This window comes from Micromonospora sp. NPDC048868, from assembly GCF_043198195.1.
Taxonomy (GTDB): domain Bacteria; phylum Actinomycetota; class Actinomycetes; order Mycobacteriales; family Micromonosporaceae; genus Micromonospora; species Micromonospora reichwaldensis.
The window spans coordinates 30245-55818 of the sequence record NZ_JBICUN010000011.1; the positions used below are offsets into that span (position 1 = coordinate 30245).

Genomic DNA, 25574 nt, shown 5'->3' on the forward strand with positions numbered 1-25574 from the left:
CTCGACGCTCAGCCGGTCGGGCCGAACCGTTCGGTCTTCACCCGCCGGCTCTGGTGGCCGAGCCCGACGAGCAGGTCCGCCACCGTCTCCACGAAGCCGGTCGGCCCGCAGACGTAGCAGAGCGGCTCCAGCTCGGGCGGCCAGCCGCAGCTGTTCACGTCGGCCAGCCCGATCCGGTGCGGCTCGCCCCGCCAGTCCTGCGGCGCCTCGCGGGTGTACACGTACGCGACGTCCAGGCCCAGGTCGTCGCGGACCCGGCGGCGCAGCTCGTCGGCGTAGAACACGTCGGCCGGGGTGCGCACCGAGTAGAGCAGCCGGAACGGCACCCGGCTGCCGGCGGCGCGGCGGGCGCGCACCATCGCCATCAGCGGCACGACGCCCGACCCGCCGGCCACCAGCAGCACCGGGGCGGTCTCCTCCGGCCGCCAGACGAACCAGCCGCCGACCGGGCCGCGCACCTCCACCGGGTCGCCCTCGGCGTAGACGTCGATCAGGTACGGCGACACCTCGCCGTCGGGCACCCGCTGCACGGTCAGCGTGATCCGGTCGCCCTCGGCCGGGCCGGCCAGCGAGTACGACCGCGCCGCCTGGTAGCCGTCGGGGGCGGTCAGCCGCACGTCGACGTGCTGCCCGGGCAGGTGCCCCGGCCAGCCGGGCGCCTCCAGCACCAGCGTGTGCGCGGTGGGCGTCTCCACCCGGCGCTCGCACAGCCGGGCCACCCGCCAGCGCAGCGGGGCGGTCAATCGCCCTGGTACCGCTGCTCACGCCACGGGTCCCCGTAGTCGTGGTAGCCGGCGGTCTCCCAGAATCCGGGCTGGTCCTCCGTGGTGAGCCGGATGCCGCGCACCCACTTGGCGGACTTCCAGAAGTACAGGTGCGGCACGAGCAGCCGGGCCGGGCCGCCGTGTTCGGCCGGCAGCGGGCCGCCGTCGTAGCGGTGCGCGATCCAGGCCCGCCCGCCGCGCAGGTCGGCCAGCGGCAGGTTCGTGGTGTAGCCGCCGTACGAGTGGGCCTGCGCGTAGCGGGCGTCGGTGTCGACGCCCTCCAGCAGGGTGTCCAGGGAGACCCCCTGCCAGTCGGTGTCCCGCTTCGACCAGCGGGTGACGCAGTGGATGTCCACCGCCGAGGTCTCCTGCGGCAGCGCCATCAGCTCGTCCCAGCTCCAGCGGAACTCGGCGCCGGACTCGGTGGAGATGACGAACTCCCAGGTCTCCAGCGGCACCCTCGGCGTCGGGCCGGCGGAGAGCACCGGAAAGTCCTGCGTCAGGTACTGCCCCGGCGGCAGGGCCGGCTCCGCGGAGCGGGGCCGGCCCTGGAAGCCCGGTGACACGATTCCCACCCGTCAGTCGTACCACCCGGGGCGGGTGGCGAGGCGCGGTCGGCGGATCCGCACCGCGACGGGTGACGCCTCAGTTCCGCTCGACCACGACTTCCTTCTCGCCCCGGCCGGCCTTGCTGGTGGCCCGCAGGCTGGTGAGGGTGACGATCACCAGGACGCCGATGATGACGCCCAGGGAGGCGAGGGTCGGGATCTCCGGCACGCCCGGCCAGATGCCGTGCGCCCAGTGCAGGCCGAGCTTGACGCCGATGAACGCCAGGATGATCGCCAGGCCGTAGCTGAGGTGCACCAGCCGGCTGAGCGCGGCGTGCAGCACGAAGTAGAGCGCCCGCAGCCCCAGCAGGGCGAACGCGTTGGTGGCGAAGACCAGGTACGGGTCCTCGGTGATGCCGTAGACGGCGGGCACCGAGTCGACGGCGAAGACGATGTCCGTGGCGAGCAGCGCCGTCACCACGAGGGCGAACGGGGTGAGCGTACGCCGGCCGGAGAGGCGCACGACCATCTTCGGGCCGTGGTATTCCTCGGTGACCGGCATGAACTTGCGCAGCAGCCGCACCGAACGCATCTTGCTGATGTCGACTTCCTGCTCGTGCCCGGTGACGGCGTCACGCAGCAGCTTCGCCGCCGTGAGCAGCAGGATGATCGCGAAGAGCAGGAACGCGAAGTCCAGGGTCTGCAGGGCCGCCGCGCCGATGGCGATGAACACCGCGCGCAGCAGGAGCGCGCCGGTGATGCCGTAGAGCAGGGCCCGCTGGGCCAGCTCGGCCGGCACCGCGAACGCGGCCAGCAGCAGCATGAAGACGAACAGGTTGTCGACCGAGAGGGACTTTTCCACCAGGTAACCGGTGAGGTACTCCACGCCCTGGTTGGAGCCGAAGCGGGCCCAGATCCAGGCGCCGAAGGCCAGCGGCAGGGCGATGTAGAAGGCGGACCAGCCCAGCGCCTCCCGCATCGACACCTCGTGCGGCTTCCGGGTGACCAGGAAGTCCAGCACCAGCAGGGCGATCACGGCGGCGATGGTGACGCCCCACAGCGTGGGCGTGCCCACCGACTGGAGACCGGTGGCAGCAAGATATGGCAAATCGGACATGGAGCCTCCTCGAACACCCTGTCATGTTCGAGGTCTCCTTCACCCACTTTTCGTGGGCAGCCACCCGAGGCGTGCTCCGGGCACGCCGTACTGACCGGGATGGCTCGTGGGAAGTACTCCCCTCGTCGCGACAAGGTTAGGGCAGGCCCGTGGGCTCGGCAAACGGGGCACGCCAGATCACGCGCGCAAGGCGTGATCTGGGGCGTCGAGGGGCTTTCGTCCCAGCTCAGCGGGCGGTGACGGCGGCGAGCACGGCCGCCACGTCGAGGTCGGCCATGCACGCCGGGCCGGCCGCGTCGAGCGGGCAGCGCGACTCCCACCAGCAGGGCTGTTCGGTGATGGCGGTGGGCCGCCGGTGCCCGCAGCCGGGCAGGCCCTGCAGGTCGGTGCCGCCCATCCCGTACCGCCGGGCGTCGGTGGGGCCGAACAGCGCCACCGACGCGGCGCCCGTCGCGGCGGCGAGACGCACCGGCCCGGTGTCCGGCCCGACCACCACCCCGCCGCGCCGGCCCACGGCCGCGAGCTGGCCGGCGAGGGTGGGCAGGTCGGCTCGGGGCAGCGGCACCCCGACCGGCGCGGCGGGGTCGACCGGGCCGACGGTCAGCACCGGGTGTCCGCGCCGGGTCAGGGCACGGGCCAGTCCCCGCCAGCGCCTCTCCGGCCAGCGCTTGACCGCCATCCCGGCGTCGGTGACGAGCACCACCGGCGGCGCGAGGGGCTCCCCCACCAGCCGGGCCACCGCCCGCTCCCCCGCGCGCCGGGCCTCGTCGCCCAGGTGGACCCGGGGCCGGGCGGCCCGGTCGGTCGCGCCAAGTAGCCCTTCGGCGCAGAGGATCTCCAGGTAGCGGTCGCCGACCGGCTGCTCCGGCGGCGGATCGCGCCACAGGTTCGTCACGGCCCGCCCGGCGCCGGCCTCGAGCAGGTCGGGGATGCCGTCGTAGCGGGTGGTGGCGACCGCCAGGTCCGGCCGGCAGGCGGCGAGCGCCTCGACGACCGCCTCCCGCTCGGCGCCCGGCCGGCCGTGCCGGGGGGTGCGCACCTCCGCGACCGCCGGGTCGGCGCGCACCAGGTCCGCCCCGGGATCGTGGGTGAGCACCCGCAGCCGCGCGCCGGGGTTGCGGCGGGCCAGGCCGTGCACCGCCGGCAGCAGCATCAGCAGGTCGCCGATCCCGCCGAGCAGGTCGACCACCAGGATGTCCGCGTACCGGTCAGGCATCCACGCGCCCCAGGGTCCGCGCGTAGAGGTCACGGTGCGCGGCGGCCACCCTCGGCCAGGAGTACGCGGCGGCGAAGGCCCGCCCGCGCTCGGCGAGCCGGCGGCGTAGCACCGGATCGGCGAGCAGCCTGCCGACGGTACGCGCGATCGCGGCGCTGTCCCGGCGAGCGCCGATCACCGCCACCGCGCCGCTGCGGTGCGGCCCGTCGTCGCCGGCGTCGGCCCGCGTCACGGCGGTCGGCACGCCGTGCGCGAGCGCGGCGAGCAGGGCGCCGCTCTTCGTGCTCACCCCCGTGGTGAACGGCAGCACCGCCACGTCGGCGGCGTGCAGCGCGGCGGAGACCCGCTCGGCGGGCAGGTGCCCGGTGAACGTCACCGCGTCGGCCACCCCGCACCGGTGGGCCAGCCCGGTCAGCTCGGCGCGGAACGCGCGCGCCTCCCGCTCGGGCAGCGCCTGCGAGGTGAACCCGCCGACCACCAGCAGCCGCAGGTCCGGATGGTCGCGACGCAGCTCCGGCAGTGCCTCGATCAGGTACCGCAGTCCCTTCACCGGGTGCACGAAACCGAAGAAGGCCAGCAGCGGCGCGCCCTCCCGCAGGCCCAACTCCGCCCGCAGCCGCGCCCCCGCGGTGGACGCGCCGACGCGGTCGACGACGTTCGGCGCGATCGGGATGTGCGTGGCCCGCCGGCCGGTACGCGCGTGGACCACGTCGCCGTGGCCGGGATTCGTGACGACCACGGCCGCGCTGGCCGGCACCAGCCGGCCGGACTCCCGGTCCCAGCAGCGGGCCCGCTCCAGCGCCGACCAGAGCCGGGTCGGCAGCCAGCCGGGGCAGGCCCACCAGCCGTACTCGTGCAGGGTGGTGACCAGCGGCACCCGCCGGGGCAGCCGCCACGGCAGCAGTCCGGGCTGGCCCGAGAACCGGTACGCCGACGGGGCGAACTGCACGTGCACCACGTCGGGGGCCAGCTCGCGGACCCGGCGGGCGGCCCGGGCGGTGGCGGCCCGCCAGCGTTCCCGGTCGGCGTCGGGGCGCACCGGCACCGGGGTCACCTCGACACCGACGCCGTCGAGCGCCTCGACCAGGTGCGTCACGTAGTCGCTGACGCCGTCGGCGTCGGGCCGACCGGGACCGTGCAGCATGGCCACCCTGATCCGGTCGTCGACCACGCCACCTCCCGCTTCTCGGCGGGCGGGTTCCCGGCCCCTTACGACGCAAACGCGCCTCGCCTATGGTGTGCCGATGACCGAGGACGTCCCGGCCGGCCCGCTGGCCGGCGTACGGGTGATCGAGCTGGCCGGCATCGGTCCCGGCCCGTTCGCCGCGATGATGCTGGCCGACCTGGGCGCGGACGTGGTCCGGGTGGACCGGGCCACGGACGTCGACCCGGACGCCTTCGGCACCCCGCACCCGGATCTGCTCAACCGGGGACGCCGCTCGATCGGGGTCGACCTGAAGTCCCCCGGCGGGCGGGAGGTGGTGCTGGCCCTGGTCGCCGACGCCGACGCGCTCATCGAGGGGTTCCGCCCGGGGGTCACCGAGCGCCTCGGGGTCGGCCCGGCGGACTGCCTCGCGGCGAACCCCCGGCTGATCTACGGCCGGATGACCGGCTGGGGCCAGGACGGTCCGGCGGCGCCGTACGCGGGGCACGACATCGACTACCTGGCGTTGACGGGCGCGCTGCACGGGATCGGCCGGGCCGGCGAGCGCCCGGTGCCGCCGATGAACCTGCTCGGCGACTTCGGCGGCGGCGGGATGATGCTCGCCCTCGGCCTGGTCTCCGCCCTGTACGCGGTGCGCGGCGGCGCACGGGGCCAGGTGGTCGACGCGGCCATCGTCGACGGCGTGGCGGTGCTCAGCACCCAGATCCACGCGCTGCGCCGGCTCGGCATGTGGCAGGACGCGCGCGGGGTGAACCTGCTCGACGGTGGCGCTCCCTTCTACGACACGTACGAGTGCGCCGACGGCCGGCATCTGGCGGTCGGCGCGCTGGAACCGCGGTTCTACGACGAGCTCGTCCGGCGCTCCGGCTTCCCGCTGGCCCCGGACGAGGCGCTGGACCGCACCGACCCGGCGAACTGGCCGGCGCTGCACCAATCGTGGGCGCGGCTGTTCCGCACCCGGACCAGGGACGAGTGGACGGCGCTGCTGGGCTCCTCGGACGCCTGCGTGGCGCCGGTGCTGGACTGGCGGGAGGCGCCGGAGCACCCACACCTGGCCGCGCGGGGCACCTTCGTCCAGCGGGACGGGGTCACCCAGCCGGCGCCGGCACCCCGTTTCTCGGGCACTCCCACCGCGCTGCGCCGCCCCCCGCCCCAGCCGGGCGAGCACACCGACGAACTGCTGGCCGGGGCGGGCTTCGCCCCGGAGCGGGTCGCCGCCCTGCGCGCCGCCGGCGCCGTCGCCTGAGGCGGCACACCACCGCCCCGTCGGCCCGGCCGGCACCACCGGGCGGCCGGCACCGCCAGCACCACCGCCCCGTCGTCCCGGCCGGCACCGCCGGGTGGGCGTCCGGCGTCGCCGGGTGGGCGTCCGGCCGGCGTCGCCGGGTGGGCGGCAGGGTCAGGAGCGGCGTAGGGTGGCGCCCGGCGCCATCGCGGGCTCGACCATGTCCCGGAAGTCGCGCGGGAGCTGCACCACCACGTCGTCGAACTCGCCGCCGCTGATCGCCTCGCGCAGGGTGACGAAGACCGCCCGGGCGGCGTCGCGCGCCGCCGGCTCGGTGACGCCGGCCCGTACGGCGACGCGGGCGACGAACTCGGCCGCGCCGAACCGCTCCGCCGACTCGGTACCCGGGCTGGGCTTCAGCACGAGCTGCAACGGCTTGGGCAGCTGGGCCGCCAGGTCCAGCACCTCCCCGCCGGTCAGCCGCTCGGCGAGGGTCTCGAGCGTCGCCCGGGTCAGCGTCACCGCCTGCTCCGAGGAGGTACGGGTGCGCTGGGCGACCTGGTCGACGAAGGTGTCGTAGTTCATCCGGGCTCCTTCAGGCTGCGTCGGGGCCTGCGCGTACCCGCCGGCGCGGCCGGGAAACGACGGGGATTTCCGCGCGGGTCGGCGCGTGACGGCCCGCCGGGCGGGTAACCGCCGCCGGTCGTGACCGGATCGATGCCCCGGAGGAGCCGACACCATGGCGAGTTACGCCGACGTGCTGCAGTACCTGTCGAGCCTGGACTACCCGGCCGAGAAGGACGACGTGGTACGCCAGGCCGAGCGGGAGGGCGCCCCGCCGGACGTGCTGCGCGCGTTGCGGGCCCTGCCGCCGGTCGACTACGCCAACGGCAACGAGGTGGCCCGCTCCGCGGGCATCGAGGCGGCCCCGGAGGTCGACTCCGCGCAACGGGCGGCGCAGGCCCGGGACAAGCGGCACCAGCGCGTGTCGCAGCACCTGCGCGGCATCTGACCCTTGCTGTCGCGGGCCGCCGACGCGCCCGGGCGGGGCACGCCGGGCACGTCCACACTGGGCACGTTCGGGCCGGTGCGTGGCGCCCGCGCCGGGCGGGCCCGCGCCGGTGACGGATGACGACGCGCGGGCCGGTCGGGCACACCCCGGCCGCGGTCCAGCTCACCGTGATGGGCGCGATCGGCCTGGTGGTCGGCGGGCTCACCGCGCTGGCCGTCACGCCGGCGCTGGCGCCGCTGGCCGGCTGGGACGCCGCGGCGCTGAGCTGGCTGGTGCTGGTCTGGCACCGGCTGTGGCCGTTGGACGCGCGGGGGACGGCCCGACTGGCCGTGTACGAGGACCCGAACCGGGCGGCGCGTGACGCCCTGCTGCTCGCCGCCTGCCTGGCCAGCCTGCTGGCCGTCGGCGTCGTGGTGACCAGCACGCACGGGGCGTCCGCCACGCCCGCCCGCAACGCCTATGGCGGGCTGGCCGTGCTGAGCGTGCTGCTGTCCTGGCTGGTGGTGCACACCGTGTTCGCCGCCCGGTACGCGCGGATCTACTACACGGGGCCCGACGGTGGGATCGACTTCAACCAGTCGGAGCCGCCCCGCTACTCGGACTTCGCCTACCTGGCGTTCACCGTCGGGATGACCTTCCAGGTCTCCGACACGGCACTGACCAGCAACGAGATGCGCCGAACGGCCCTGCGACACTCGATGGTGTCGTACCTGTTCGGGGCGTTCATCATCGCGGTCACGGTGAACCTGCTGGCCGGCCTGGCGAGATGAGCCGGCATCCGCGTGGAGTGGGCCGACGCCCGGCGAGGTGCGGGAGTTGCCGGACAGGCGGGCGCCCCTGTCGCGAACCGCGACCGGGGCGCCACACAGAACCTGTCCGGTGGCCGGTCGGGCCCGAACCGGGCCGCGACCACCAGGCGGTCGATGCACGCCCGAACCGGGCGGGCATCAGTGCCGCGACCATCATACGATGAAACATCACCCGTTCGGACGATTACGAAGGAAGTGTGGGCCAGCCCACCACCGCGTCAGGCGGCCAACTCCGCGTACCGCTTCTCCAGGTCCACCCGGGCCAACGCCCCGACCAGCCAGGCCAGGCGCTCGGACTCCCCGCTGCCGGCCAGGCCCGCCAGGTCGTCGGCGGAGCGGCCCAGCCCCAGCCGGCGGGCCGCGACGAGCGCCCTGCGGTCGGCCACCGGCGCCACCTCGCGCCACAGCGCCTGGGCCTCGCGCAGGAACAGGTCGACCACCGTGGCGTCCACCCCGGGCAGTTCGGTGAGCAGTTCCCGCTCCCGGGCCGGGTCGTGGTGGGCCACCGCGCGCAGGCGGCGCAGGTCGCCCCGGTAGCGCTCCACCACGGCACGCGCCAGGTCGCCGAGCGTGTCGGCGAGCGCGTCGACGTCACCACGCTGGCCGCTGTCGCGAAGCACGCGTACCCGGTCACCGTGCAGGGACCGGGCCAGCCGGGCGGCGCTGTCCCAGCCGGCGGCGGGCAGGGCGTGCGCGCTGTCCACGGCCCGCCGGAAGTCGCCCCGGCGGGCCAGCAGTACGGCGAGACAGAGCACCTGGAACAGGCTCGACGGGTTGTTGACGACCCGGAAGCCGTACTGCTCGGCGAAGCCGCGCCCACTGCCGGCCAGCCGGCGTACCAGGCGTTTCCTGTCCTCGACACGGGAAGTGGATGTGGTCGGCATGCCGGCGACTACCCGCGCCGCGCCCGGCCACGCCTGCCCGCCTCAGCCGTGCAGCCCGCCGCTACGGTCGCGCGCCTTGAGGCGGGTGGTCGGCAGCGCCGGGGCGGGCAACGGCGGGGCGGGATCGTCGGCGACGACGCCGAAACGCCGCCCGGCCATCCAGTCCTCCCGCGCGGCGGCCACCTCCTCGTGCGAGCGGCCGACGAAGTTCCACCACATCACCAGCGGCTCCTCGAACGGGGCCCCGCCGAGCAGCAGCAGCCGGCTCCCCGGCGCGCCCGTCAGGGTGAGCCGCTCCCGACCGGTGCCCACGTAGAGCAGCGCCCCCGGGGTCAACGGCACCCCGTCGATCTCGGCGGTGCCGGACATGGCCAGCAGCCCGTACTCGAAATCGGGCCGCAGTGGCAGCGTGGCCGGCGCGGGTCCGCGCAGCTCCACCTGCGCGCCGAGCAGCGGGGTGTGCGTCAGGGCCGGGGACCGCTCGCCGGCGAGCTCGCCGACCAGCAGGGTGACGTCCAGTTCACCGTCGCGCCAGCGCGGCAGGTCGGCGTGGTGGGCGAAGTCGGCGGCCCCGGCGCGGGCCGGGTCCGGCAGCGCCACCCAGAGCTGTAAGCCGTGCATCAGCGGCGGATGCCGCTCGGGCGACCGCTCCGAATGCGCGATGCCGTGCCCCGAGGTCATCACGTTGAGCTGGCCGGGGCGGATCGGTTGGACGTTGCCCAGGCTGTCGCGGTGCAGGATCTCCCCGTCGAGCAGCCAGGTCACGGTCTGCAAACCGGTGTGCGGATGCGGCGGCACCTCCATGCCGGGCCGCTCGGCCACGTCGTCCGGGCCGAAGTGGTCCACGAAGCACCAGGCGCCGACCATCCGCCGCTGCCGCTGCGGAAGCAGCCGACGAACGGTCGTGTAGCGGCCCAGCGGCACGTCGTGGCCCGGCAGCAGAACGCTGCCGGGATCGGCGGTCGCCACGCCGGGTGGTCGGGTCTCCGCGGGCATCTTCTCGGTGCGCTCCACCGCCCGACTGTACGCCCGGACAGGCCACGAACCCGTCGGCCTCCCCCACCGCTCAGCCCACTCCGACGTCCCGCTCAGTCGGGTCGTCTCCGGTTCGCCACGCCCCGGAACTCCGGTGGGCGAGGCCCGGGTGAACTCCAATGGGTGAGGCCCGGGGGCTCCGGTAGGCGCCGCCCGCGAGCTTCGGCGGGTGAGGCCCGGGGACTCCGGACATGCGTCTGGCCGGCACCCCGTGTTCGGGTGCCGGCCAGCGATCCCCCTTGTGGTGGAAAGTCTGTGTGTCAGCTGTTCCAGTGCTCGGCGACCAGGTCGGCGGCCTGCTGCTCCCACTGGGCGTAGTGGTCCGGGTAGGCCGACACCTGCACCGTCTGCGCGGCCTTGGTCAGCGGCATGTCCTGCCACCCGTCGACCTGCTTCAGACCCTTCAGGAACGCCATCGTCGAGTACTCGGGGTCGGTGATCTGCTCGACCGTGCCCCACCCGGAGGACGGGCGCTGCTGGAACAGGCCCTGCGAGTCGTGGTCGTTGCGGTCACCCAGATGACCCAGGTTCTCCAGCTTCGACTCCTGCAGTGCGGTGGCGATCGACACGACGGCGGCGCGCTCGTCCATGCCGGCCTTCTTCGTCGCCGCGATGATCGCCTTCACGTTGGTGACCTGCTCGTCGGACAGGTCGACGTGCGACTGGGCGCCCTGCACACCGTGCGGGATCAGCTTGGCCTTGTCGACCGACGGCGTGTCGGCCTGCACGGCCACTGCCACCGGCGTGGACTCCACCGACGGGGCCGCGTGCGCGGTCGCGGGACCGGCAAACACGCCACCGGCAAACGCGAGACCAGCAATACCGAGAACGCTCTTACGGATGATCGTGTTCATCAGAAACGCTCCATTCGGGGGTTGGCACCCACACGCCGAAGGGGGATCGGCTTTCACGCGGGTGCAAGCACCGTCCGGCGCTCATACGAACTCAAAGGGGACTCATGCAAACTCAAGCGGGGTCTCCAGCGAAACCGGAGAGGATCTCCAACGAGGCATGGAGAGGATCTCCGACGATCAAGCCGGAGTTGCGAAGATCAGAGGGAAGATCAGATTCGGCCGTGCCGGCCGGATGTCCGACCCGTGCGGGCCGGAAGAGGGCCGGCTGTCGAGCGGGGCGGGGGTTGCCCTCGCGTCGGCCGGACCATGTGTAACCACCGCCGGCCCGCCATCATTCCGGGGGCCCCGGGTCCGCCATCCATGGGGGCGGCGTGACCTCGGCGGGGGTGGTCTTGCTCGGTCGTACGCAGGGTGTAACGACCCCGCCCCCGCCACGATTCCGCCCCCACGATGCCCCCGGTCACACCCCCAAACCGCACATTCGGCACGCCACGCCACCCCGCTGACGACCCACTCACCCCTAACCGCACCGGACAGCCACACGAAACCGGACACCGTTCACAGACAGGGCCACCGGACCACCGGACCACCGGGCCACCGGACCACCGTGGAGATCTTGGTAGAAAACGGCCCTTGGAGGGGCCGTTTTCTACCAAGATCTCCGGTAGGAGCCGGGCGGACGGACGCGAGAGTGGCCCCGACGGGGTGTGGCCCGCCGTGCCCGACGCAGGGGTCAAACCCGCGGGTGGACTTCCGCGTCCCGGGGCCGATCGAGGTCGGGGCGGGTGCCCGCGGCGATCGTGCGGAGCGCGCAGCGGCGGCGGCGCGGATTCCGAGGGCCACCACGACAGGGGCCCGGCGGGCGTGGTGGCGCCCGCCGTGGCCGCGCCCCGGTTCAGCGGGACAGGTCGCGGTCTGGTGCCTGCCCGTCCGAGTACGCGCTGCGGTAGATCGTGCCCCGCCCCGTCGGGTCCGGCGCGTGGGGCAGCGGGGCGGGGTCGACGGGCGGGACGGGGTCGACAGCCTCCGCCGCACCGCGCCGCGCCCGGATGATCCGGGAGACCACGAACCAGCCGGCGGCCGCCACGCTGGCGACGATGACCACCTTCTGCAGCACGCCGGCGTACCCCTCGACGAGGTGCCAGTTGTCGCCGAGCAGGTAGCCGGCCATCACGAAGGTGGTGTTCCAGATCAGGCTGCCGAGCGTCGTGTAGACCGCGAAGGTCAGCACCGGCATCCGCTCCACGCCGGCCGGGATGGAGATCAGGCTCCGGAAGATCGGAATCATCCGCCCGAAGAAGACGGCCTTCACCCCGTGCCGCAGGAACCACTCCTCGGTGCGGTCCACGTCGCTGAGCTTGATCAGCGGCAGCCGCTGCGCGATCGCCCGGATCCGCTCCCGGCCCAGCGCGGCGCCGATCCAGTACAGGGCGAGGGCGCCGAGCAGCGAGCCGAGCGTGGTCCAGAAGATCGCGCTGACCACGCTCATCCGACCCTGGCCGGCGACGAAGCCGGCCAGCGGCAGGATCACCTCGCTGGGGATCGGCGGGAAGAGGTTCTCCAGGGCGACGGCCAGACCCGCGCCGGGGCCGCCGAGCCGCTCGACCAGGCCGATGACGAAGCCGACCAGCCCGTCCTCGGGCGGCGCGGCCTTTTCGGGGGCGGTGCCGGAGGCGAGCAGGGCGTGCGCGGTACGAATCATGGCCCACACGCTACGAACCGATCCTGGGAGTCCGCCAATGGGCCGGCCCATGCGTCCCACGGACCGTCCACAGCGGCGGGGGTTCGCACTAGGGTGGCGCCGTGACGACGCGCACCACGACCGCCGGCGCGGCCCCGGTCCGGGTCGCGGCGCCCCGCGCCGGGGCGGCGGCAGGATGACCGGCCGGCTGGCGCAGCTGTGGCGTTACCCGGTGAAGTCGATGCTGGGTGAGCGGCTGCCCCACGCCGACGTCGGCCCGGCGGGGGTGGCGGGCGACCGGCGGCTGGCCCTGCGGCACCGGGACACCGGGCGGGTGGCCAGCGCTAAGCATCCCCGGCTCTGGCGCGACCTGCTCACGCTCCGCGCGGCCGGCGCCGCACCAGATGAGGTACGGATCACGCTGCCCGATGGGCGGGCATTGTCCAGCGTGGACCCCGGCGTCGACGACGTGCTGTCCCGGGTGCTGGGCGTCCCGGTGACGCTGATCGACCGGCCGCCCGCCGGGGCGCTCCTGGACCGGGCCGACCCGGACGCGGTGCTGGCGGCCGGTCTGGCCGCCGAGGTGCCGGTCGACGCCAACCCGCTCGGGGCGGCGGCGCCGGGCACCTTCTTCGACTTCGCCCCGGTGCACCTGGTCACGACGGCCACCCTGGCCCGGGTGGCCGCCGAGCTTCCGGGCGGCACCGTCGAGGCGGTCCGCTACCGGCCCAACCTCGTGCTCGACGTCGGCGTGGACGGCTTCGCCGAGAACGACTGGGTCGGTCGCGAGCTGCGGGTCGGCCCCGAGCTGGTGCTGCGGGTACTCGCCCCGACCCCGCGGTGCGCGGTGCCGACCCTGGCGCACGGGTCGCTCCCTCGGCAGAGCGAGGCGTTGCGTGTCCCGGCCCGCCTCAACCGGGTCGCGCCGCTGCCGCAGCTCGGCGCGCAGCCGTGCGTGGGCGCGTACGCGCAGGTGGTGCGGGGCGGCCGGGTGGCGCAGGGGTCCTCGGTCGAGGTCGGCTGAGCCGGTTCAGTCGTCGCCCTCGTCGTCGTCCGGCGACGGCGTGTCGATCCGGTCGAGCAGGGCGTCGAGTCGGGCCACCGTGTCGGGCGGGAGCTGCCCCTCCTCGGCCGCCTCGGCGAGGCGCTCCCGCAGCTTCTCGACCCGCTTGGCCCGGTCCTTCTCCTTGCCCCGGCTCAGGTCCGCGAGCTTGTCCCGCAGCCCCTCGACCGTCTTGCGGTCGATGTCGCCGCGGGCCTGCGCCCAGGCGAGCACCGCGGCGAACTCGGCGACGAACTGCGGCAGGCCGATCGGGTCGGGCCGCGCGGTCACCGGCGGCGGGGCGGAGGTCCTGGCCGACGGAGTCGGTCTGGCCGAGGTCGGCTTCCCGGCCGGTGTGCCGGTGACGGGGGCCGCCGCCGGGGGCGGACTTCCGCCGTCGCCGATGACGAGCGCCCCGACGAGCCCGACGAGCAGCGCGACGCCGACGGCGACCAGCGCGGTGACAGGCCTGCTGCGCGTGGTCCCCGCCCCGCCGGCCGGGGCGGGACGGCTGGTGCGGGCGACCACGGGATGGCGCCCGCCCGGCGGGGCGGGGTACGGCACCCCCGCGCGGCCGGTGGGGTTCGGGGACGGCGGTGAGCGGTCGATCAGGGTCGGCGGGTGCTCGGCACCCGCCGACGAGGGGGACGTCGCAGACGATGCGCTGCCGGACGGGGTCGGCAGGACGGCCGTGGGCGGGTGATTCGGTGCCCCCGAAGCGAAGTGGGTGGCGAGCTGGGCCGCGCCCGGCCGGCGCGCCGGATCGGTGGCCAGGCAGGCCAGGGTCAGCTCGGCGATGTCGGGCGGCAGCCCGGGGACCTGCGGGGGCGGCACCGGCGGGTGCCCGGCGTGCACCTCCAGCGCGTCCTCCCAGGTCTGCACGGGCAGTGGGGCCCGGCCGGTGAGGGTGCGGTAGAGCAGCGCGCCGAGGGCGTAGACGTCGCTGGCCGGGTTCGGCGGCCCGGGCCGCATCCGCTCCGGGGCGAAGTACGCGGGCGTGCCCATCAGCAGTTCGCCGGTCTGCCCCGCCCGCGGGTGGTGCGGCCCGGCGAGCGCGGCGATGCCGAAGTCGAGCACCTTGGCGCCGGTCTCGGTGAGCATCACGTTGCCGGGCTTGACGTCGCGGTGCACCACGCCGATGCGGTGGGCGGCGGCGAGCGCCGCGGCGATCTGGCCGGCCATCCGCACCGCCTCCGGCCAGGGCAGCGGCCCGTCGGCGAGCCGGTCGGCGAGGTTGCGCCCCTGCACCAGCTCCATCACCAGGTACGGGACGACGATGCCGCCCTCCAGGGCCGCCTCGCCGTAGTCGTACACCTGGGTGACGTGCGGGTGGGTCAGCCGCGCGGCGGCGCGGGCCTCGCGCTGGATGGTGGCCCGCAGTTGCGGGTCGGTGGCGAACTCCCGGGTGAGGGCCTTGACGGCGACGGGCCGGTGCAGCACCTCGTCGTCGGCGCGCCACACCTCGGACATCCCGCCGAGGCCGATGCGCTCGCGCAGGACGTAGCGGTCGTGCAACCGCAGGGTGGGCGAGAACGGCGACATAGCCGTTCAGTCTGCCCTGCCGGCGGGGTCTGCCACCAGCGCGGTGCCCGGTTGCGGGCCGGTCGTCGCGGTTCGGCGGCGACGACCGTCCCGCAAGCCGACGGTCAGGAGCAGCGGGCTACCGGCCCGCGCCGACGGTCAGGAGCAGCGCGGCGTGGCGGCGACCGGCGGCGGCTGGATGCGGTCGGCGAGCCGGCGCAGGACGGCGGCGGCGGCCAGCCGGGTGGGGGCGAGTCGCGCGACGCGGGGCCGCTCCGGGCGGATGGGGGCGTCCGGCCGGGCGGAGTTGACGTGTCGGGTCACCGCGTCGACGGCGAGGACGAAGCCGGTGGGCTGTTCCATGGTCAGCTCCTTGGGACGGGTCCGGTGGAGGACCGGACGACGAGTGCGGTGGGTAGCAGGACGTGGCCGGCCGCCGGGTCGGCGGGCGGGTCGAGCAGGAGTCGGGCGGCGATGCGCCCCTTCTCCTCGGCTGGTTGCCGCACGGTGGTGAGGCCGGCGGTGGCGGCCTCGGCGATGTCGTCGAAGCCGGTTACCGACACGGGCGGCCGGCCGGCCTCGGCGAGCGCGTCGAGGACGCCGAGGGCGAGCACGTCCGCGCAGGCCAGTACCGCCGTGGGCGGTTCGGGGGCGGCGAGGGCGGCGGCGACGGCCGTGGCGCCCGCCGACCGGCTGTTGTCGGTGGCGGCGAGCACGGTCAGCTCGGGCCAGGCGACGCCCACCTCGGCGAAGGCGTCGGCGAATCCGGCCAGCCGCGCCCGGGTCGTCGGGTGGGCGACGTCGGCCACGTCGGCGAGGCGCAGTTCGCCCGGGGCCGTGCCGGGGCGCACGGCGTCGCCGAGCAGGGCGACCCGCCGGTGCCCGAGCCCCGCCACGTGGGCGGCGACGGCCCGGGCGGCGGCCCGCTCGTCGATGCCGACGTAGCGGTCGTCGGGGCCGGCGTCGTCGCGGGGGGCGGTCGTGACGACGGGCAGGCCGCGCTCGCGGAGCACGTCGACGACCCAGCCCTCGTCGCCGACGCAGTAGACGCAGAAGCCGTCGACGGCGGCGTTCTCCACCGCCCGCCGCGCGGCGGGCTCGTCGGCCGGCAGCGGCACGAGCAGCAGGCTGGTGCCGTGCCGCTCGGCCGCCTCGGCGACGCCGGCCAGGAAGCGGACCGCGAAGGGGTCGGTGAAGGCGTACGACAGCCGCGACTCGAAGAGCACTCCGATGGCGCCCACGTACCCGCGCCGCAGCGACCGGGCGGTGGGGTTGGGGCCGGGGTAGCCGAGCTGCCGGGCGGCGTCCAGGATCCGCTGGCGCAGGGCGGCGGAGAGCTGATCGGGTCGGCTGTAGGCGTTGGAGACGGTGCTGCGGGACACGCCGACGGCGTCCGCGACGGCTTGCAGGGTCGGCTTCACCGCGGCCTCTCTGTATCGATTCAGACTGGATCGATACAGAGACTAGGCGGAGCGGGCCGCTCTCGTCAACGCCGCAGGCGGCGATCCGGCTCGGGAGCGCGCGCGACAGGAACACCGACGCGGCCCACCACGCCCGACCCGGCCACGGTGACGCCGAGCGCACGAGACGTCGAGGGTGGCCCCGCGCAGCAGCGCGGGGCAACGTCGAGGGTGCTGCCGCGCAGCAGCGCCGGCCCGGACCGTGGTGGTCCGGGCCGGCGGGTGCGCAGGTGCGCGGTCAGCCCTTGCGGGCCACCCCGCCGTACATGCTGACCTCGGCCGCCGCCGGGCGGGGCTGCGGCGCGTCCTCGGCACGCCACTCGGCGACCGACGTGACGCCGGGCTCCAACAGCTCCAGCCCGTCGAAGAACCGGGTGAACTCGGCCCGGGTGCGCAGGTTGATCAGGCCGTGCGGGCTGCCGCCCCGGGCCGCCGCCTTCGCCTCCTGGGCCACGTGCGGGGGGAGGTAGTCGTGGGTGGCGTGCGAGGCCGCCAGGTAGCTGCCCGGCGGCAGCGCGTCGAGCAGCCGCGTGACCACGGCGTACGGGTCGTCGTCGTCGCCGACGAAGTGCAGGATCGCGACCAGCATCAGGGCGACCGGCCGGGACAGGTCGATGGTGCGCAGCAGGTCGGGGTGGCGCAGGATCCGCTCCGGGTCGCGCAGGTCGGCGTCGATGTAGGCGGTGGCGCCCTCGGGCGAGCTGGTCAGCAGCGCCCGGGCGTGCGCGAGCACGATCGGGTCGTTGTCGACGTAGACCACCCGTGACTCGGGGGCGATCGCCTGCGCGACCTCGTGGGTGTTGTCGGCGGTCGGAATGCCGGTGCCGATGTCGAGGAACTGGCGGATGCCCTCCTCCCGGGCGAGGTGCCGCACGGCCCGCTGGAGGAAACGGCGGTTCTCCAGCGCGGCGGTGCGGATGGTCGGGAAGGACGCCGCCACCATGTCGCCGGAGTCCCGGTCGGCCTGGAAGTTGTCCTTGCCACCGAGCCAGTAGTTGTACCGGCGCGCGGGGTGGGCCACCGAGGTGTCGATGCGGTCGCTCGGGTGCGCGGGGCCGGTCGTCGTACCCGGGGCATCGGTGGTCAAGGCAGCCTCCACGACTCTGCGCCACCCGCGACCGGGGGCGTCCGTCCACTGTCGCCGGTCGGCGACCATGGTAGCCGCACCGCCGTCCGGGCGAGGCCCCGCCGGGGTCACCCCGGGTAGAGGTCGTCCAGGATCGCGCCGAGGATCTCCGGCGTACGCTCCGGCGGCTCGGCCTCCACGCAGAGCCGTTCCATCGCGACCGCGTAGTAGTCGAGGTCGTCGCGCTTGTCGAGGTAGAGCGCGCTGGTGAGCTGCTCGATGTAGACGATGTCGGGCAGTTCCCGGTCACCGAAGCGCAGGATGGTGAAGGCCCCACCCGCGGCGGCGTGCCCACCGGCGGCGAACGGGATGACCTGGAGCCGGATGTTCGGCGACTTGGTGGCCTCGATCAACGCCGCCACCTGCTCGCGCATCACCCGTGGGCCGCCGATCGGCCGGCGCAGCGCGGCCTCGTCCACCACCGCCCAGAGCTGCGGCGGGTTCTCGCGGTGCAGCAACCGCTGGCGCTGCATGCGCAGTGCGACCCGTCGCTCGATCTCCGCCGGTGCGGCCCGGCCGTGCCCGAGCAGCACCACCGCCCGGGCGTACTCCCGGGTCTGGAGCAGGCCGGGGACGAACTGGACCTCGTAGCTGCGGATGAGCGCGGCGGCCGCCTCCAGCCCGAGGTACGACTGGAACCAGTTCGGCAGCACGTCGCCGTAGCGGTGCCACCAGCCCGGGCTGTTGGCGTCGCGGGCGAGCTTGAGCAGCGCCTCCCGCTCCTCGGACGCGGTGACGCCGTAGAGGGTGAGCAGGTCCGCGACGTCGCGTTCCTTGAAGCCGACCCGGCCCAGCTCCATCCGGCTGATCTTCGACTCGGAGGCGCGGATCTCCCAGCCGGCGCCCTCCCGGGTCACCCCGCTGGACTCGCGCAGCCGGCGCAGTTGGGCGCCGAGCAGCATGCGCAGCACGGTCGGGCCGGTCCCCGGACCGCCCTCGGCGGGGCCCATCGTCACAGCCGACCTCCACATGCCGGTTCGTGTCGACCGGGTGCCCTCGCGCGGCCGACGTGTAAGCATGCCATGAACCGTGAGTGAGGTGAACTTCCTCGGTGCGGACAATTCGTCCCGGTCGGCGGGACGCGGTCAGGCGATGAGGTTGTCGAAGTCCCCGTCGCGCGCGCCGAGCACGAAGGCGGCGATCTCGTCCACCGTGTAGATCAACGCCGGCCCCTCCGGGTGCCGGGAGTTGCGCAGGGCGATGCCGGCGCCGCCGGGCAGTTCGGCCAGCTCTACGCAGTTGCCGCTGGGATTGCTCCGGCGGCTCTTCTGCCAGGCGAGCGGGGGCAGCTGGGTGGTGGGAACGCCGTTCGGAGGCTGCTGCATGGACGTCTTTCTCTCGCGAGCCCCGCGATGCCGGGCAGCGGCGCCTGATGAGGGGGCACGATATCGACGAAGGGCTTCCTGCACGTGCATCTGCTATTGCATCTGCACCGGACAGCGAGCATGATAACGCACGTGGACAGTGCCCATCTGTTCACTCTGAGTGACCCGACCTGGGGCTGCCACCAGGCCGGACGGGGCCCGACACGCGGGCGCGGACCGCCGCGCGCGGGGGCCGGCGGCGACGTGCTGATGGGAGGTCTCGTGCCGGATCCGTTGACCATCGCGTCCGGCATCTGTGCCGCCGGGGCACTCGTCACCTCCTGGCAGCTGCGGCGCCGCGCGATCCAGGCCGAGGTCGAGATCCGGCACCTCCAGGCCGAGCTCGCCGCCGAGCGGCACGCCGCCAGCCACGACCCCCTGACGGGCCTGCCCAACCGCCGCGCGTTCTACCGCCTGGCCGCCACGCTGCTCACCGACGCGGCCGGGCAGCCGCTGATCGCCGTGGTGCTCGACCTCGACGACTTCAAGCAGATCAACGACCGCTACGGCCACGCCGCCGGCGACCAGGTGCTGGTCAGCGTCGCCCAACGGCTCGCCGCCTTCGCCGGGGACAACCTGGTCGCCCGGCTCGGCGGCGACGAGTTCGCCGGCCTGCTGGCCAGCCCCACGATCGACCGGCGGTGGATCGAGCACGCCACCCGGCGGCTCTGCGACAGCCTCGCCGCGCCGATCCCGCTGGGCGGGCTCAGCGTCCGGGTGACCGCCTCCGTGGGGCTCGCCCCCGTCACCGGGCCCGCCCAGCTCACCGAGGCGCTCGACCGGGCCGACGCCGCCATGTACCGGGCCAAGAGCCTCGGGGTGGCCCGCCCGCCCCGGCAACTCGTCGACAGCGCCCACCTGGCGGAGTGCTGAGCGCGCAGGCCCACGCCAGCGGACCGCCGGTCGGGGCACGACGCGTTTCGACGTGTCTCGCGCCGGTTGCCGGGTATGCCGGCAGGATCAGCGCCGCACCGGCCGAGGGAGGAACACCGTGGCGAGCATCCGGGCCCTGGTCCTGAACTGCACCCTCAAGCGGTCCCCCGCCCCGTCGAGCGCCGAGGTGCTCGGGCGCGAGGTGCTCGACGCCCTCGCCGACCAGGGCGTGGCGGGCGACCTGATCCGGGTCGTCGACCACGACGTGCGCTTCGGCGTCTCCACCGACGAGGGCGACGGCGACGGCTGGCCAGTCGTCCGGTCCAGGCTGATGGCCGCGCAGATCCTCGTCATCGCCACGCCGATCTGGCTCGGTCAGCCGTCCGCCGTGTGCAAGATGGTCCTCGAACGGCTCGACGCCGAGCTCTCCGAGACCGACGCCGAGGGCCGGCTGCTCACCTACGGCAAGGTGGGCGGGGTCGCGGTCGTCGGCAACGAGGACGGCGCGCACCACACCATCGGCGAGGTCCAGCAGGCCCTCAACGAGGTCGGCTTCACCTGCCCCGCGGCGGGCGCCACCTACTGGGTCGGCGAGGCGCTGCACAAGGTGGACTACATCGACGCCCGGCCCAAGCCCGACACCACGGGACGCACGACCAAGGCGTTGGCGCTCAACAGCGCGCACCTGGCCCGGCTGCTGGCCGAGCAGCCGTACCCGCCGCCGGACGCCCGCGACGCCGGGATCGGCCCGAGCCGCGAGCCGGCCTGACGGGTCAGCGCCAGCCGTAGCCGGCGCGCAGGGCCCGGCCGACCCGGTCGAAACGGGCCCGGTCCAGCACCGCGCCCTCCCGGCGGATGCCGTCCTCCCGCATGGTCAGCACCCGGTCCAGCCGCACCCAGCTCGGCCGGTTGTCCCGGTCCCACTCGCCCGGGCCGAGCGCCAGCCAGTGCCGCTGCCCGTCGCGCTCGCTCTGACTGGACAGCATCAGCCCGAACAGCGTCCGGCTGTGCCGGCCCACCACCAGCACGGGACGGTCCTTGCCCTGGCGCGGGTCGTCCTCGTACTGCACCCAGGTCCAGACGATCTCGCCCGGATCGGCGTGCCCGTCGAGCTCCGGCGCGTACGCCAACTGCCGGCGCTGCAACGCCGCGACCTGGCGGGGGCGGGCGACCCGCGCCGGGCCCGGCCCGGGCCGGCGCGGCGACGGGATCACCCCGCCGATACGGGCCGCCACACTCCTGAAAAGACCTGCCACGACCGGCAGCCTATCCCCCACCGGGGCCGCCGGCCCGGGCGGGACAATCCGATGGACCGGGCCCGGACGATCGGCCAGGATCGGCGCCATGCAGGTCCCCGCCCACCAGGTCCGCGCCCGCTTCACCGCCGACACCGTGACCGTGTACCAGGCGTACCCGCCGGAGATCGCCCGCCCGGCGCTGGCCGCCGGCCGCTTCGTGCCGCCGTTCAAGCGGGAACGGATGACCTGGATCAAGCCGTCGTTCCGCTGGATGATGTACCGCTGCGGCTGGGGCACGAAGCCCGGGCAGGAGCGGGTGCTGGCCGTCGAGATCACCCGCGCCGGCTTCGAGTGGGCGCTGACCAACTCGTGCCTGAGCAGCTTCGAGCGAGACCGCCACCAGAACCGGGAGGACTGGTCGCGACGGCTGCGGGCCAGCCCGGTGCGGGTGCAGTGGGATCCGGAACGGTCGCTGCGCCTGGCGCCGCTGCCGCACCGGTCCCTACAGGTGGGGCTCTCCGGCGAGGCGGTGCGCCGGTACGTCGACGAGTGGCTGGTCGGTCTCACCGACGTGACCCCGACCGCCCACGCGGTGCGCGCGGCGCTCGACGCCGGCGACGACACCGCCGCCGGGGCGCTGTTGCCCCCGGAGCGCCCGTACCCGCTGCCGCCCGACGTGGCCGCCGTGATCGGCGCGACGGCTGAGCCGTGAGCCGACCGACGGGGCGATGCCGTACCCCCGCAACGTGCTTGACTGGGGCGTCGGTGCCGGCACGGACGGAGGCGGTGGCGGTGATCTTCGAGGCACGGACGCGGAGCCTGCCCGCGCGACCGACGGCGGTCGGCGCGGGCGCCCGGCGGCGGGTCGCGGGCGCCGCGGCCGTCGCCCTGATCCTACTGGCCGGCGCGACCGGTTGCACCGGCAGCGGGCGTCCGCAGCCGCCGCCGGCCGGCGCCGCGTCCGCCACCGCCGCGATGGACCCGTCCCCCACGCCGACCGCGCCGGCGATCGAGGTCCGCGACGACCTGGCGGGCCTGTTCCGGCAGGCCGGCCTGCGGGGCACCTTCGTGATGTACGACGTGGCGGCCGGCCGCGTCGTCATGGTCGACCGGGAGCGGGCCGAGCGGCGGTTCGTCCCCGCCTCGACGTTCAAGATCGCACACAGTTTGGTCGCGCTGGAGACCGGCGTGGTGCGCGACGAGCGGGAGACGGTCCCCTACGGCGGTCGGCCGCAGCGCGTCGCCGCTTGGGAGCGGGACATGGGGCTGCGCGACGCGGTCCGGGTCTCCAACGTGCCGGTCTTCCAGGAGCTGGCCCGCCGCATCGGACCGGACCGGGAGCGGAAGTGGCTGCACCGGCTCGGCTACGGCAACGGCGAGGTCGGGCCGGCCGTGGACCGGTTCTGGTTGGACGGGCCGCTGGAGATCTCGGCCGACGAGCAGGCGCGGTGGCTGGCCCGGCTGGCCCGGGGCGAGCTGCCGGCCGACCGGGGGCACCAGGCCACCGTCCGGGACATCCTGCGCCTGGAGCGCACCGCCGGGTACGCCCTCCACGGCAAGACCGGCTGGACGGACGCCACCGACCCGGGCACGGGATGGTGGGTCGGTTGGGTCGAACGCGGCGACCGGCTGTACTGCTTCGCGCTGAACGTGGACGTCCACACGGACGGCGACGCCGACAAGCGCCTGCCGCTGGGCCGGCAACTGCTGCACCGCCTCGGCGCCCTGCCCACCCCCTGACCGTCCGCCCACCGTCGCGACGACCCGCAGCCAGGGGGCGCAACCCTGGCAGGGCGTCGAACAAATTGCCGGGGCGGCGGAAAGTCGGTTGCCGCACCCGGTCGGCTCCGCAACAGTGTCGTCCATGACGTTCTGACGGGCAGCATCCCCATCGCCGAGGCGCGCGGCACCGACCGGTGTCGTGGTGCCGTCCGTCCATGCTGTTCTAGCGAGAAGCGAGCGTCCTTGTCTCCGCACCAGTCCCCGCCGCAGTCCACCCCCGCCACCGTCACCGTGTTCGCCTCCCCCACGAGCTGGATCGAGTCCGAGGCCCTGACGCAGTGCCAGCAGGTGGCCGCCCTTCCCGGCATGATCCACGTCGCCGCCATGCCGGACCTGCACCCGGGCAAGGGTGCCCCCATCGGCGCCGCCATGGCGTCGACCGTGCTGTACCCGTTCCTGGTGGGCTCCGACATCGGCTGCGGCATCGCCGTGTTCCCCATCAGGCTCAAGCGGGCCGTGCCGGAGCGGCTCGCCGCCCGGTTCCCCGACCTCGACCGCCCCCTCGACCCCGAGCGGGACGCCGACGACCCCGCCTGGGCCGTCGTGACGGGCGACATCCCCGCCGGTCATGTCGACGGACTGGGGACGGTCGGCCGCGGCAACCACTTCGTCGAGCTGGCGCGCGTCGACACGGTCTTCGAGCCGGGTCACGCCGGCCGGCTCGGGCTCGACGCGGGCGACCTCGTGCTCATCGTCCACACCGGCTCCCGGGGCCTGGGCGAGCGGATCCTGCGGGCGCACACCGAGGCCCACGGCGCGGGCCCCGCCCCTGATCCCGCCGCCTACCTGGCGGCGCACGACGACGCCGTACGGTGGGGCTCGCTCAACCGGCGGCTGCTGGCCGCCCGGGTCGCCCACGCCCTGGGGGCCGAGCCCACCGAGCCCGTCGTCGACCAGTGCCACAACCTGGTGGAGGTCAACGACGGGGTCTACCTGCACCGCAAGGGCGCGGCGCCGGGCGACGGCCGCGACGTGCTCGTCGCCGGCACCCGGGGCACCGCCTCCTACCTCGTGGCCGCCCACGCCGGCCCGGACGCCAACCACTCGGTGGCGCACGGCGCGGGCCGCAAGATGTCCCGCGCCGACGCCCTGCGGCGCAGCCGGGCCAAGCACACCGTCGAGGAACTACGGCGCACGCCGGTGGGGTCGCTGGTGGTGTGCGGCGACCGCCAACTGCTCTTCGAGGAGGCGCCCACGGCCTACAAGCGCATCGAACGCGTGATCACGGATCTCGTCGACCACGACCTGGCCACGCCCGTGGCCACCACGGTCCCCCTGGTCACCTACAAGACGCCCGACGTGGGGTCCACCAGCCGGTCGGACCGCCGCGACGACCGCCGTAAGCGGGGCCGGGCATGAGCCTGCACCTGCTCGTGTCGGCCGGGCGTGGCCCGCAGGAGTGCGCCTGGGCGCTGGCCCGGCTGCTGCACCGCCTGGAGACCGAGGCCGCCCGGCGGGGCCTGACGACCCACCGGGTCCGGACCGTGCCCGGCGAACGGCCCGACACCTACCGGTCGGCACTGATCCGGATCTCCGGCGACGGCGCCGAGGCGTTCGCCGCCTCGTGGACCGGCACCCTGTGCTGGCAGGCCCCCAGCCCCTACCGGGCGGGCACCGGCCGGAAGAACTGGTACGTCGTCGCCCGACCGTGCCAGCTCGACAGCCCGACCACGGCGTTCGCAGAGGCGGACGTCGACATCGTGGCCTGCCGTACCGGCGGCCCCGGCGGCCAGCACCGGAACAAGGCCAGCACGGCGGTACGGGCGACCCACCGCCCGTCGGGCATCGTCGTGGTGGTCGACACCGAGCGGCAGTTCAGCCTCAACCGGCGCCTCGCCATCCAGCTGCTGCGGCAGCGGATCGCACGCGGCGACGAGACCGCCGAGCGCGCCGCCGACACGGCCCGGTGGCGCATCCACGACGAACTCGTCCGCGGCGACCCCACCCGCGTCGAACGCCCGGACCCGTCGGGGCAGGAGGCGGGTCCACCGCAGCGGACGCGCCGGGGGCGCCCACCCCGCCGGCGGGACGCGTCAGCCTCGTGACCGGCGGGAGCCGGCCGCCGTCGGCACCGTCACCCGCACACGCTCCTCCTGCGGGCGGCTGTCGATGTCGTCGAGCTGCGTGCGGATGGTCCTCCGCAGGTCGTCGTAGTCGCGGAAGTGGTAGTCGTTGAACAGCGTGTAGCCGGTCCACATCAGGTTGGCGCAGACCCGCGCCGGCACCCGGCCGGTCGCCGCGCCCATGCCGACCAGCGCCACCGACGAGATGCTGCCCGGCTCCCTCTCGTTCTGGGTATGGATGGCCTGGAACGCGGCGGCGCAGGCCAGCGCCACGTTCAGCGTCTCGCTGACGTCCTGCGCCGACTGCTCCATGGTCGGGGTCGAGATCAGGAACCTGGGGTTGGTGGCCCCCGACGGCACGCAGACGGCGCTGCCCACCGGCATCGCCGCGCCGAACTGGTCGCGGATCGCCCGCTGGACGCGCAGCTGGATCCCCGCCCCGAGGTGCCGCTTGACGACCGCGTCGACGCCGCCGTCCATCCGCCCCCGGGAGTTGGTCGGGCTGACCCAGGCGTCGGCCTGCCGGGTGAGGATCGACCCCTTGTGGATCTCGACCTCGGGGGTGTCGGCGAACGCCGCCCGCCACGCCTGCACCACATTCGCGTTGACGTCCGTCAGCACCACCCTGAGCAGCGGCTTCTCGCGGTCGAGGGTCATGGTTCACTCCGGTGGGAAAGGGGTTGTCTCCGACGTGGAGCACGCTATCCCCGCCCACCGACAACCTTCGGCGTCGCGCCACGCACGGCGCCCGGCACCGGAACCGCCGGCGTTGGGGCCCGCGCCGGTCGCCGGCGC

27 protein-coding genes and 1 pseudogene are annotated in these 25574 nt (G+C 74.8%); 10 read left to right on the top strand and 18 right to left on the bottom strand.

Annotation, left to right across the window (positions count from 1 at the left end; genetic code table 11):
- Positions 1–8: 8 nt before the first annotated feature.
- The 5 genes from ACGFNF_RS18910 to ACGFNF_RS18930 form a co-directional block, all read right to left on the bottom strand.
- Positions 9–743, bottom strand: coding sequence for a ferredoxin reductase (locus ACGFNF_RS18910; RefSeq protein ID WP_393169385.1), 735 nt, complete (start codon positions 741–743; stop codon positions 9–11).
- Complete coding sequence (locus tag ACGFNF_RS18915) at positions 740–1330, bottom strand: sulfite oxidase-like oxidoreductase (RefSeq protein WP_393169516.1); 591 nt, start codon at positions 1328–1330, stop codon at positions 740–742. The genes ACGFNF_RS18910 and ACGFNF_RS18915 overlap by 4 nt, the downstream gene beginning before the upstream one ends.
- 79 nt (positions 1331–1409) lie before the next feature.
- Positions 1410–2429, bottom strand: coding sequence for a TerC/Alx family metal homeostasis membrane protein (locus tag ACGFNF_RS18920; protein ID WP_311410199.1), 1020 nt, complete (start codon positions 2427–2429; stop codon positions 1410–1412).
- Positions 2430–2655: 226 nt separating this feature from the next.
- Entirely contained in the window at positions 2656–3645 is a 990-nt protein-coding gene (locus ACGFNF_RS18925; protein WP_393169387.1) for a glycosyltransferase family 9 protein, read from the bottom strand.
- Complete coding sequence (locus ACGFNF_RS18930) at positions 3638–4816, bottom strand: glycosyltransferase (protein ID WP_393169389.1); 1179 nt, start codon at positions 4814–4816, stop codon at positions 3638–3640. Before ACGFNF_RS18930 ends, ACGFNF_RS18925 begins: the two co-directional genes overlap by 8 nt.
- Before the next feature lie 73 nt (positions 4817–4889).
- Here ACGFNF_RS18930 and ACGFNF_RS18935 point away from each other — a divergent pair, with 73 nt between their 5' ends.
- Positions 4890–6056: a CaiB/BaiF CoA transferase family protein gene (locus ACGFNF_RS18935; RefSeq protein WP_393169391.1), complete on the top strand. Its 1167-nt coding sequence runs from the start codon at positions 4890–4892 to the stop codon at positions 6054–6056.
- A gap of 153 nt (positions 6057–6209) precedes the next feature.
- Here ACGFNF_RS18935 and ACGFNF_RS18940 read toward each other — a convergent pair whose 3' ends face one another.
- Positions 6210–6620: a DUF2267 domain-containing protein gene (locus ACGFNF_RS18940; protein ID WP_311410195.1), complete on the bottom strand. Its 411-nt coding sequence runs from the start codon at positions 6618–6620 to the stop codon at positions 6210–6212.
- 154 nt (positions 6621–6774) lie between these two features.
- Between ACGFNF_RS18940 and ACGFNF_RS18945 the strand changes: the two genes are divergently transcribed.
- Both ACGFNF_RS18945 and ACGFNF_RS18950 read left to right on the top strand, forming a co-directional pair.
- A complete protein-coding gene (locus tag ACGFNF_RS18945; protein ID WP_357579784.1) occupies positions 6775–7047 on the top strand; it encodes a DUF2795 domain-containing protein in 273 nt (90 codons plus the stop codon).
- 116 nt (positions 7048–7163) lie between these two features.
- A complete protein-coding gene (locus ACGFNF_RS18950) occupies positions 7164–7817 on the top strand; it encodes a DUF1345 domain-containing protein (protein ID WP_393169394.1) in 654 nt (217 codons plus the stop codon).
- A gap of 257 nt (positions 7818–8074) precedes the next feature.
- On the opposite strand, the gene ACGFNF_RS18955 is transcribed toward ACGFNF_RS18950, so the two are convergent.
- The 4 genes from ACGFNF_RS18955 to ACGFNF_RS18970 all read right to left on the bottom strand — a co-directional run bounded on the left by ACGFNF_RS18955 (position 8075) and on the right by ACGFNF_RS18970 (position 12331).
- Positions 8075–8740, bottom strand: coding sequence for a hypothetical protein (locus tag ACGFNF_RS18955; protein WP_357579782.1), 666 nt, complete (start codon positions 8738–8740; stop codon positions 8075–8077).
- A gap of 42 nt (positions 8741–8782) precedes the next feature.
- Positions 8783–9754: a pirin family protein gene (locus ACGFNF_RS18960; protein ID WP_393169396.1), complete on the bottom strand. Its 972-nt coding sequence runs from the start codon at positions 9752–9754 to the stop codon at positions 8783–8785.
- A 281-nt stretch (positions 9755–10035) separates the two neighbouring features.
- Positions 10036–10629, bottom strand: a complete 594-nt coding sequence (locus ACGFNF_RS18965; protein WP_393169398.1) for a hypothetical protein — start codon at positions 10627–10629, stop codon at positions 10036–10038.
- Positions 10630–11524: 895 nt separating this feature from the next.
- A complete protein-coding gene (locus ACGFNF_RS18970) occupies positions 11525–12331 on the bottom strand; it encodes a DedA family protein (RefSeq protein ID WP_393169400.1) in 807 nt (268 codons plus the stop codon).
- 175 nt (positions 12332–12506) lie between these two features.
- On the opposite strand from ACGFNF_RS18970, the gene ACGFNF_RS18975 reads away from it, so the two are divergent.
- A complete protein-coding gene (locus ACGFNF_RS18975; RefSeq protein WP_393169402.1) occupies positions 12507–13334 on the top strand; it encodes an MOSC domain-containing protein in 828 nt (275 codons plus the stop codon).
- Between the two features lie 6 nt (positions 13335–13340).
- Here the strand turns inward: ACGFNF_RS18975 and ACGFNF_RS18980 are convergent, their stop codons facing one another.
- The 6 genes from ACGFNF_RS18980 to ACGFNF_RS19005 form a co-directional block, all read right to left on the bottom strand.
- Positions 13341–14894, bottom strand: a complete 1554-nt coding sequence (locus ACGFNF_RS18980) for a protein kinase (RefSeq protein ID WP_393169404.1) — start codon at positions 14892–14894, stop codon at positions 13341–13343.
- A gap of 138 nt (positions 14895–15032) precedes the next feature.
- The gene (locus ACGFNF_RS18985; protein ID WP_393169406.1) at positions 15033–15236 is read right to left on the bottom strand and encodes a hypothetical protein; all 204 of its coding nucleotides are present in this window, start codon (positions 15234–15236) and stop codon (positions 15033–15035) included.
- A 2-nt stretch (positions 15237–15238) separates the two neighbouring features.
- Positions 15239–16294: a LacI family DNA-binding transcriptional regulator gene (locus ACGFNF_RS18990; protein WP_393169408.1), complete on the bottom strand. Its 1056-nt coding sequence runs from the start codon at positions 16292–16294 to the stop codon at positions 15239–15241.
- 277 nt (positions 16295–16571) lie between these two features.
- Positions 16572–17420, bottom strand: a complete 849-nt coding sequence (locus ACGFNF_RS18995; RefSeq protein ID WP_393169410.1) for an SAM-dependent methyltransferase — start codon at positions 17418–17420, stop codon at positions 16572–16574.
- Between the two features lie 107 nt (positions 17421–17527).
- The gene (locus ACGFNF_RS19000; protein ID WP_151456401.1) at positions 17528–18409 is read right to left on the bottom strand and encodes a helix-turn-helix transcriptional regulator; all 882 of its coding nucleotides are present in this window, start codon (positions 18407–18409) and stop codon (positions 17528–17530) included.
- 135 nt (positions 18410–18544) lie between these two features.
- Positions 18545–18784: a DUF397 domain-containing protein gene (locus ACGFNF_RS19005; RefSeq protein ID WP_132240226.1), complete on the bottom strand. Its 240-nt coding sequence runs from the start codon at positions 18782–18784 to the stop codon at positions 18545–18547.
- Positions 18785–19045: 261 nt separating this feature from the next.
- Between ACGFNF_RS19005 and ACGFNF_RS19010 the strand changes: the two genes are divergently transcribed.
- Together ACGFNF_RS19010 and ACGFNF_RS19015 are read left to right on the top strand one after the other, a co-directional pair.
- Positions 19046–19696 (top strand): GGDEF domain-containing protein, encoded by a 651-nt coding sequence (locus tag ACGFNF_RS19010; RefSeq protein WP_132240227.1) that lies wholly within the window; start codon positions 19046–19048, stop codon positions 19694–19696.
- Positions 19697–19814: 118 nt separating this feature from the next.
- Entirely contained in the window at positions 19815–20465 is a 651-nt protein-coding gene (locus tag ACGFNF_RS19015; protein ID WP_393169413.1) for a flavodoxin family protein, read from the top strand.
- Positions 20466–20469: 4 nt separating this feature from the next.
- On the opposite strand, the gene ACGFNF_RS19020 is transcribed toward ACGFNF_RS19015, so the two are convergent.
- On the bottom strand, positions 20470–20952 hold the full coding sequence (locus ACGFNF_RS19020) for a type II toxin-antitoxin system PemK/MazF family toxin (protein WP_393169415.1): 483 nt from the start codon (positions 20950–20952) through the stop codon (positions 20470–20472).
- 88 nt (positions 20953–21040) lie between these two features.
- On the opposite strand from ACGFNF_RS19020, the gene ACGFNF_RS19025 reads away from it, so the two are divergent.
- From ACGFNF_RS19025 to prfH, 4 genes and pseudogenes are all read left to right on the top strand, one after another.
- Positions 21041–21646 carry a DUF4291 domain-containing protein gene (locus ACGFNF_RS19025; RefSeq protein WP_393169417.1) on the top strand — a complete coding sequence of 202 codons (606 nt, stop codon included), beginning with the start codon at positions 21041–21043 and terminating at the stop codon, positions 21644–21646.
- A 323-nt stretch (positions 21647–21969) separates the two neighbouring features.
- Positions 21970–22674 (top strand): annotated as a pseudogene (blaOXA, locus tag ACGFNF_RS19030) (class D beta-lactamase); the annotation flags it as partial.
- A gap of 225 nt (positions 22675–22899) precedes the next feature.
- Positions 22900–24075: an RNA ligase RtcB family protein gene (locus ACGFNF_RS19035; RefSeq protein ID WP_357578060.1), complete on the top strand. Its 1176-nt coding sequence runs from the start codon at positions 22900–22902 to the stop codon at positions 24073–24075.
- Entirely contained in the window at positions 24072–24761 is a 690-nt protein-coding gene (prfH, locus tag ACGFNF_RS19040) for a peptide chain release factor H (protein ID WP_357578059.1), read from the top strand. Before ACGFNF_RS19035 ends, prfH begins: the two co-directional genes overlap by 4 nt.
- Here prfH and ACGFNF_RS19045 read toward each other — a convergent pair.
- On the bottom strand, positions 24750–25436 hold the full coding sequence (locus ACGFNF_RS19045; protein ID WP_393169420.1) for a macro domain-containing protein: 687 nt from the start codon (positions 25434–25436) through the stop codon (positions 24750–24752). The two genes, prfH and ACGFNF_RS19045, sit on opposite strands and share 12 nt — an antisense overlap.
- Positions 25437–25574 lie beyond the last annotated feature (138 nt).

What these genes read in the sequence shown, in the direction of transcription:
- ACGFNF_RS19025 (WP_393169417.1), top strand. Translation starts at nt 21,041, where the DNA reads ATGCAGGTCCCCGCCCACCAGGTCCGCGCCCGCTTCACCGCCGACACC.
- ACGFNF_RS18920 (WP_311410199.1), bottom strand. Translation starts at nt 2,429, where the DNA reads ATGTCCGATTTGCCATATCTTGCTGCCACCGGTCTCCAGTCGGTGGGC.
- ACGFNF_RS18975 (WP_393169402.1), top strand. Translation starts at nt 12,507, where the DNA reads ATGACCGGCCGGCTGGCGCAGCTGTGGCGTTACCCGGTGAAGTCGATG.
- ACGFNF_RS18925 (WP_393169387.1), bottom strand. Translation starts at nt 3,645, where the DNA reads ATGCCTGACCGGTACGCGGACATCCTGGTGGTCGACCTGCTCGGCGGG.
- ACGFNF_RS18955 (WP_357579782.1), bottom strand. Translation starts at nt 8,740, where the DNA reads ATGCCGACCACATCCACTTCCCGTGTCGAGGACAGGAAACGCCTGGTA.
- ACGFNF_RS19000 (WP_151456401.1), bottom strand. Translation starts at nt 18,409, where the DNA reads ATGGGCCCCGCCGAGGGCGGTCCGGGGACCGGCCCGACCGTGCTGCGC.
- ACGFNF_RS18935 (WP_393169391.1), top strand. Translation starts at nt 4,890, where the DNA reads ATGACCGAGGACGTCCCGGCCGGCCCGCTGGCCGGCGTACGGGTGATC.
- ACGFNF_RS18940 (WP_311410195.1), bottom strand. Translation starts at nt 6,620, where the DNA reads ATGAACTACGACACCTTCGTCGACCAGGTCGCCCAGCGCACCCGTACC.
- ACGFNF_RS18965 (WP_393169398.1), bottom strand. Translation starts at nt 10,629, where the DNA reads ATGAACACGATCATCCGTAAGAGCGTTCTCGGTATTGCTGGTCTCGCG.
- ACGFNF_RS18950 (WP_393169394.1), top strand. Translation starts at nt 7,164, where the DNA reads ATGACGACGCGCGGGCCGGTCGGGCACACCCCGGCCGCGGTCCAGCTC.
- ACGFNF_RS18985 (WP_393169406.1), bottom strand. Translation starts at nt 15,236, where the DNA reads ATGGAACAGCCCACCGGCTTCGTCCTCGCCGTCGACGCGGTGACCCGA.
- ACGFNF_RS18945 (WP_357579784.1), top strand. Translation starts at nt 6,775, where the DNA reads ATGGCGAGTTACGCCGACGTGCTGCAGTACCTGTCGAGCCTGGACTAC.
- ACGFNF_RS19005 (WP_132240226.1), bottom strand. Translation starts at nt 18,784, where the DNA reads ATGCAGCAGCCTCCGAACGGCGTTCCCACCACCCAGCTGCCCCCGCTC.
- ACGFNF_RS19045 (WP_393169420.1), bottom strand. Translation starts at nt 25,436, where the DNA reads ATGACCCTCGACCGCGAGAAGCCGCTGCTCAGGGTGGTGCTGACGGAC.
- ACGFNF_RS18970 (WP_393169400.1), bottom strand. Translation starts at nt 12,331, where the DNA reads ATGATTCGTACCGCGCACGCCCTGCTCGCCTCCGGCACCGCCCCCGAA.
- prfH (WP_357578059.1), top strand. Translation starts at nt 24,072, where the DNA reads ATGAGCCTGCACCTGCTCGTGTCGGCCGGGCGTGGCCCGCAGGAGTGC.
- ACGFNF_RS18980 (WP_393169404.1), bottom strand. Translation starts at nt 14,894, where the DNA reads ATGTCGCCGTTCTCGCCCACCCTGCGGTTGCACGACCGCTACGTCCTG.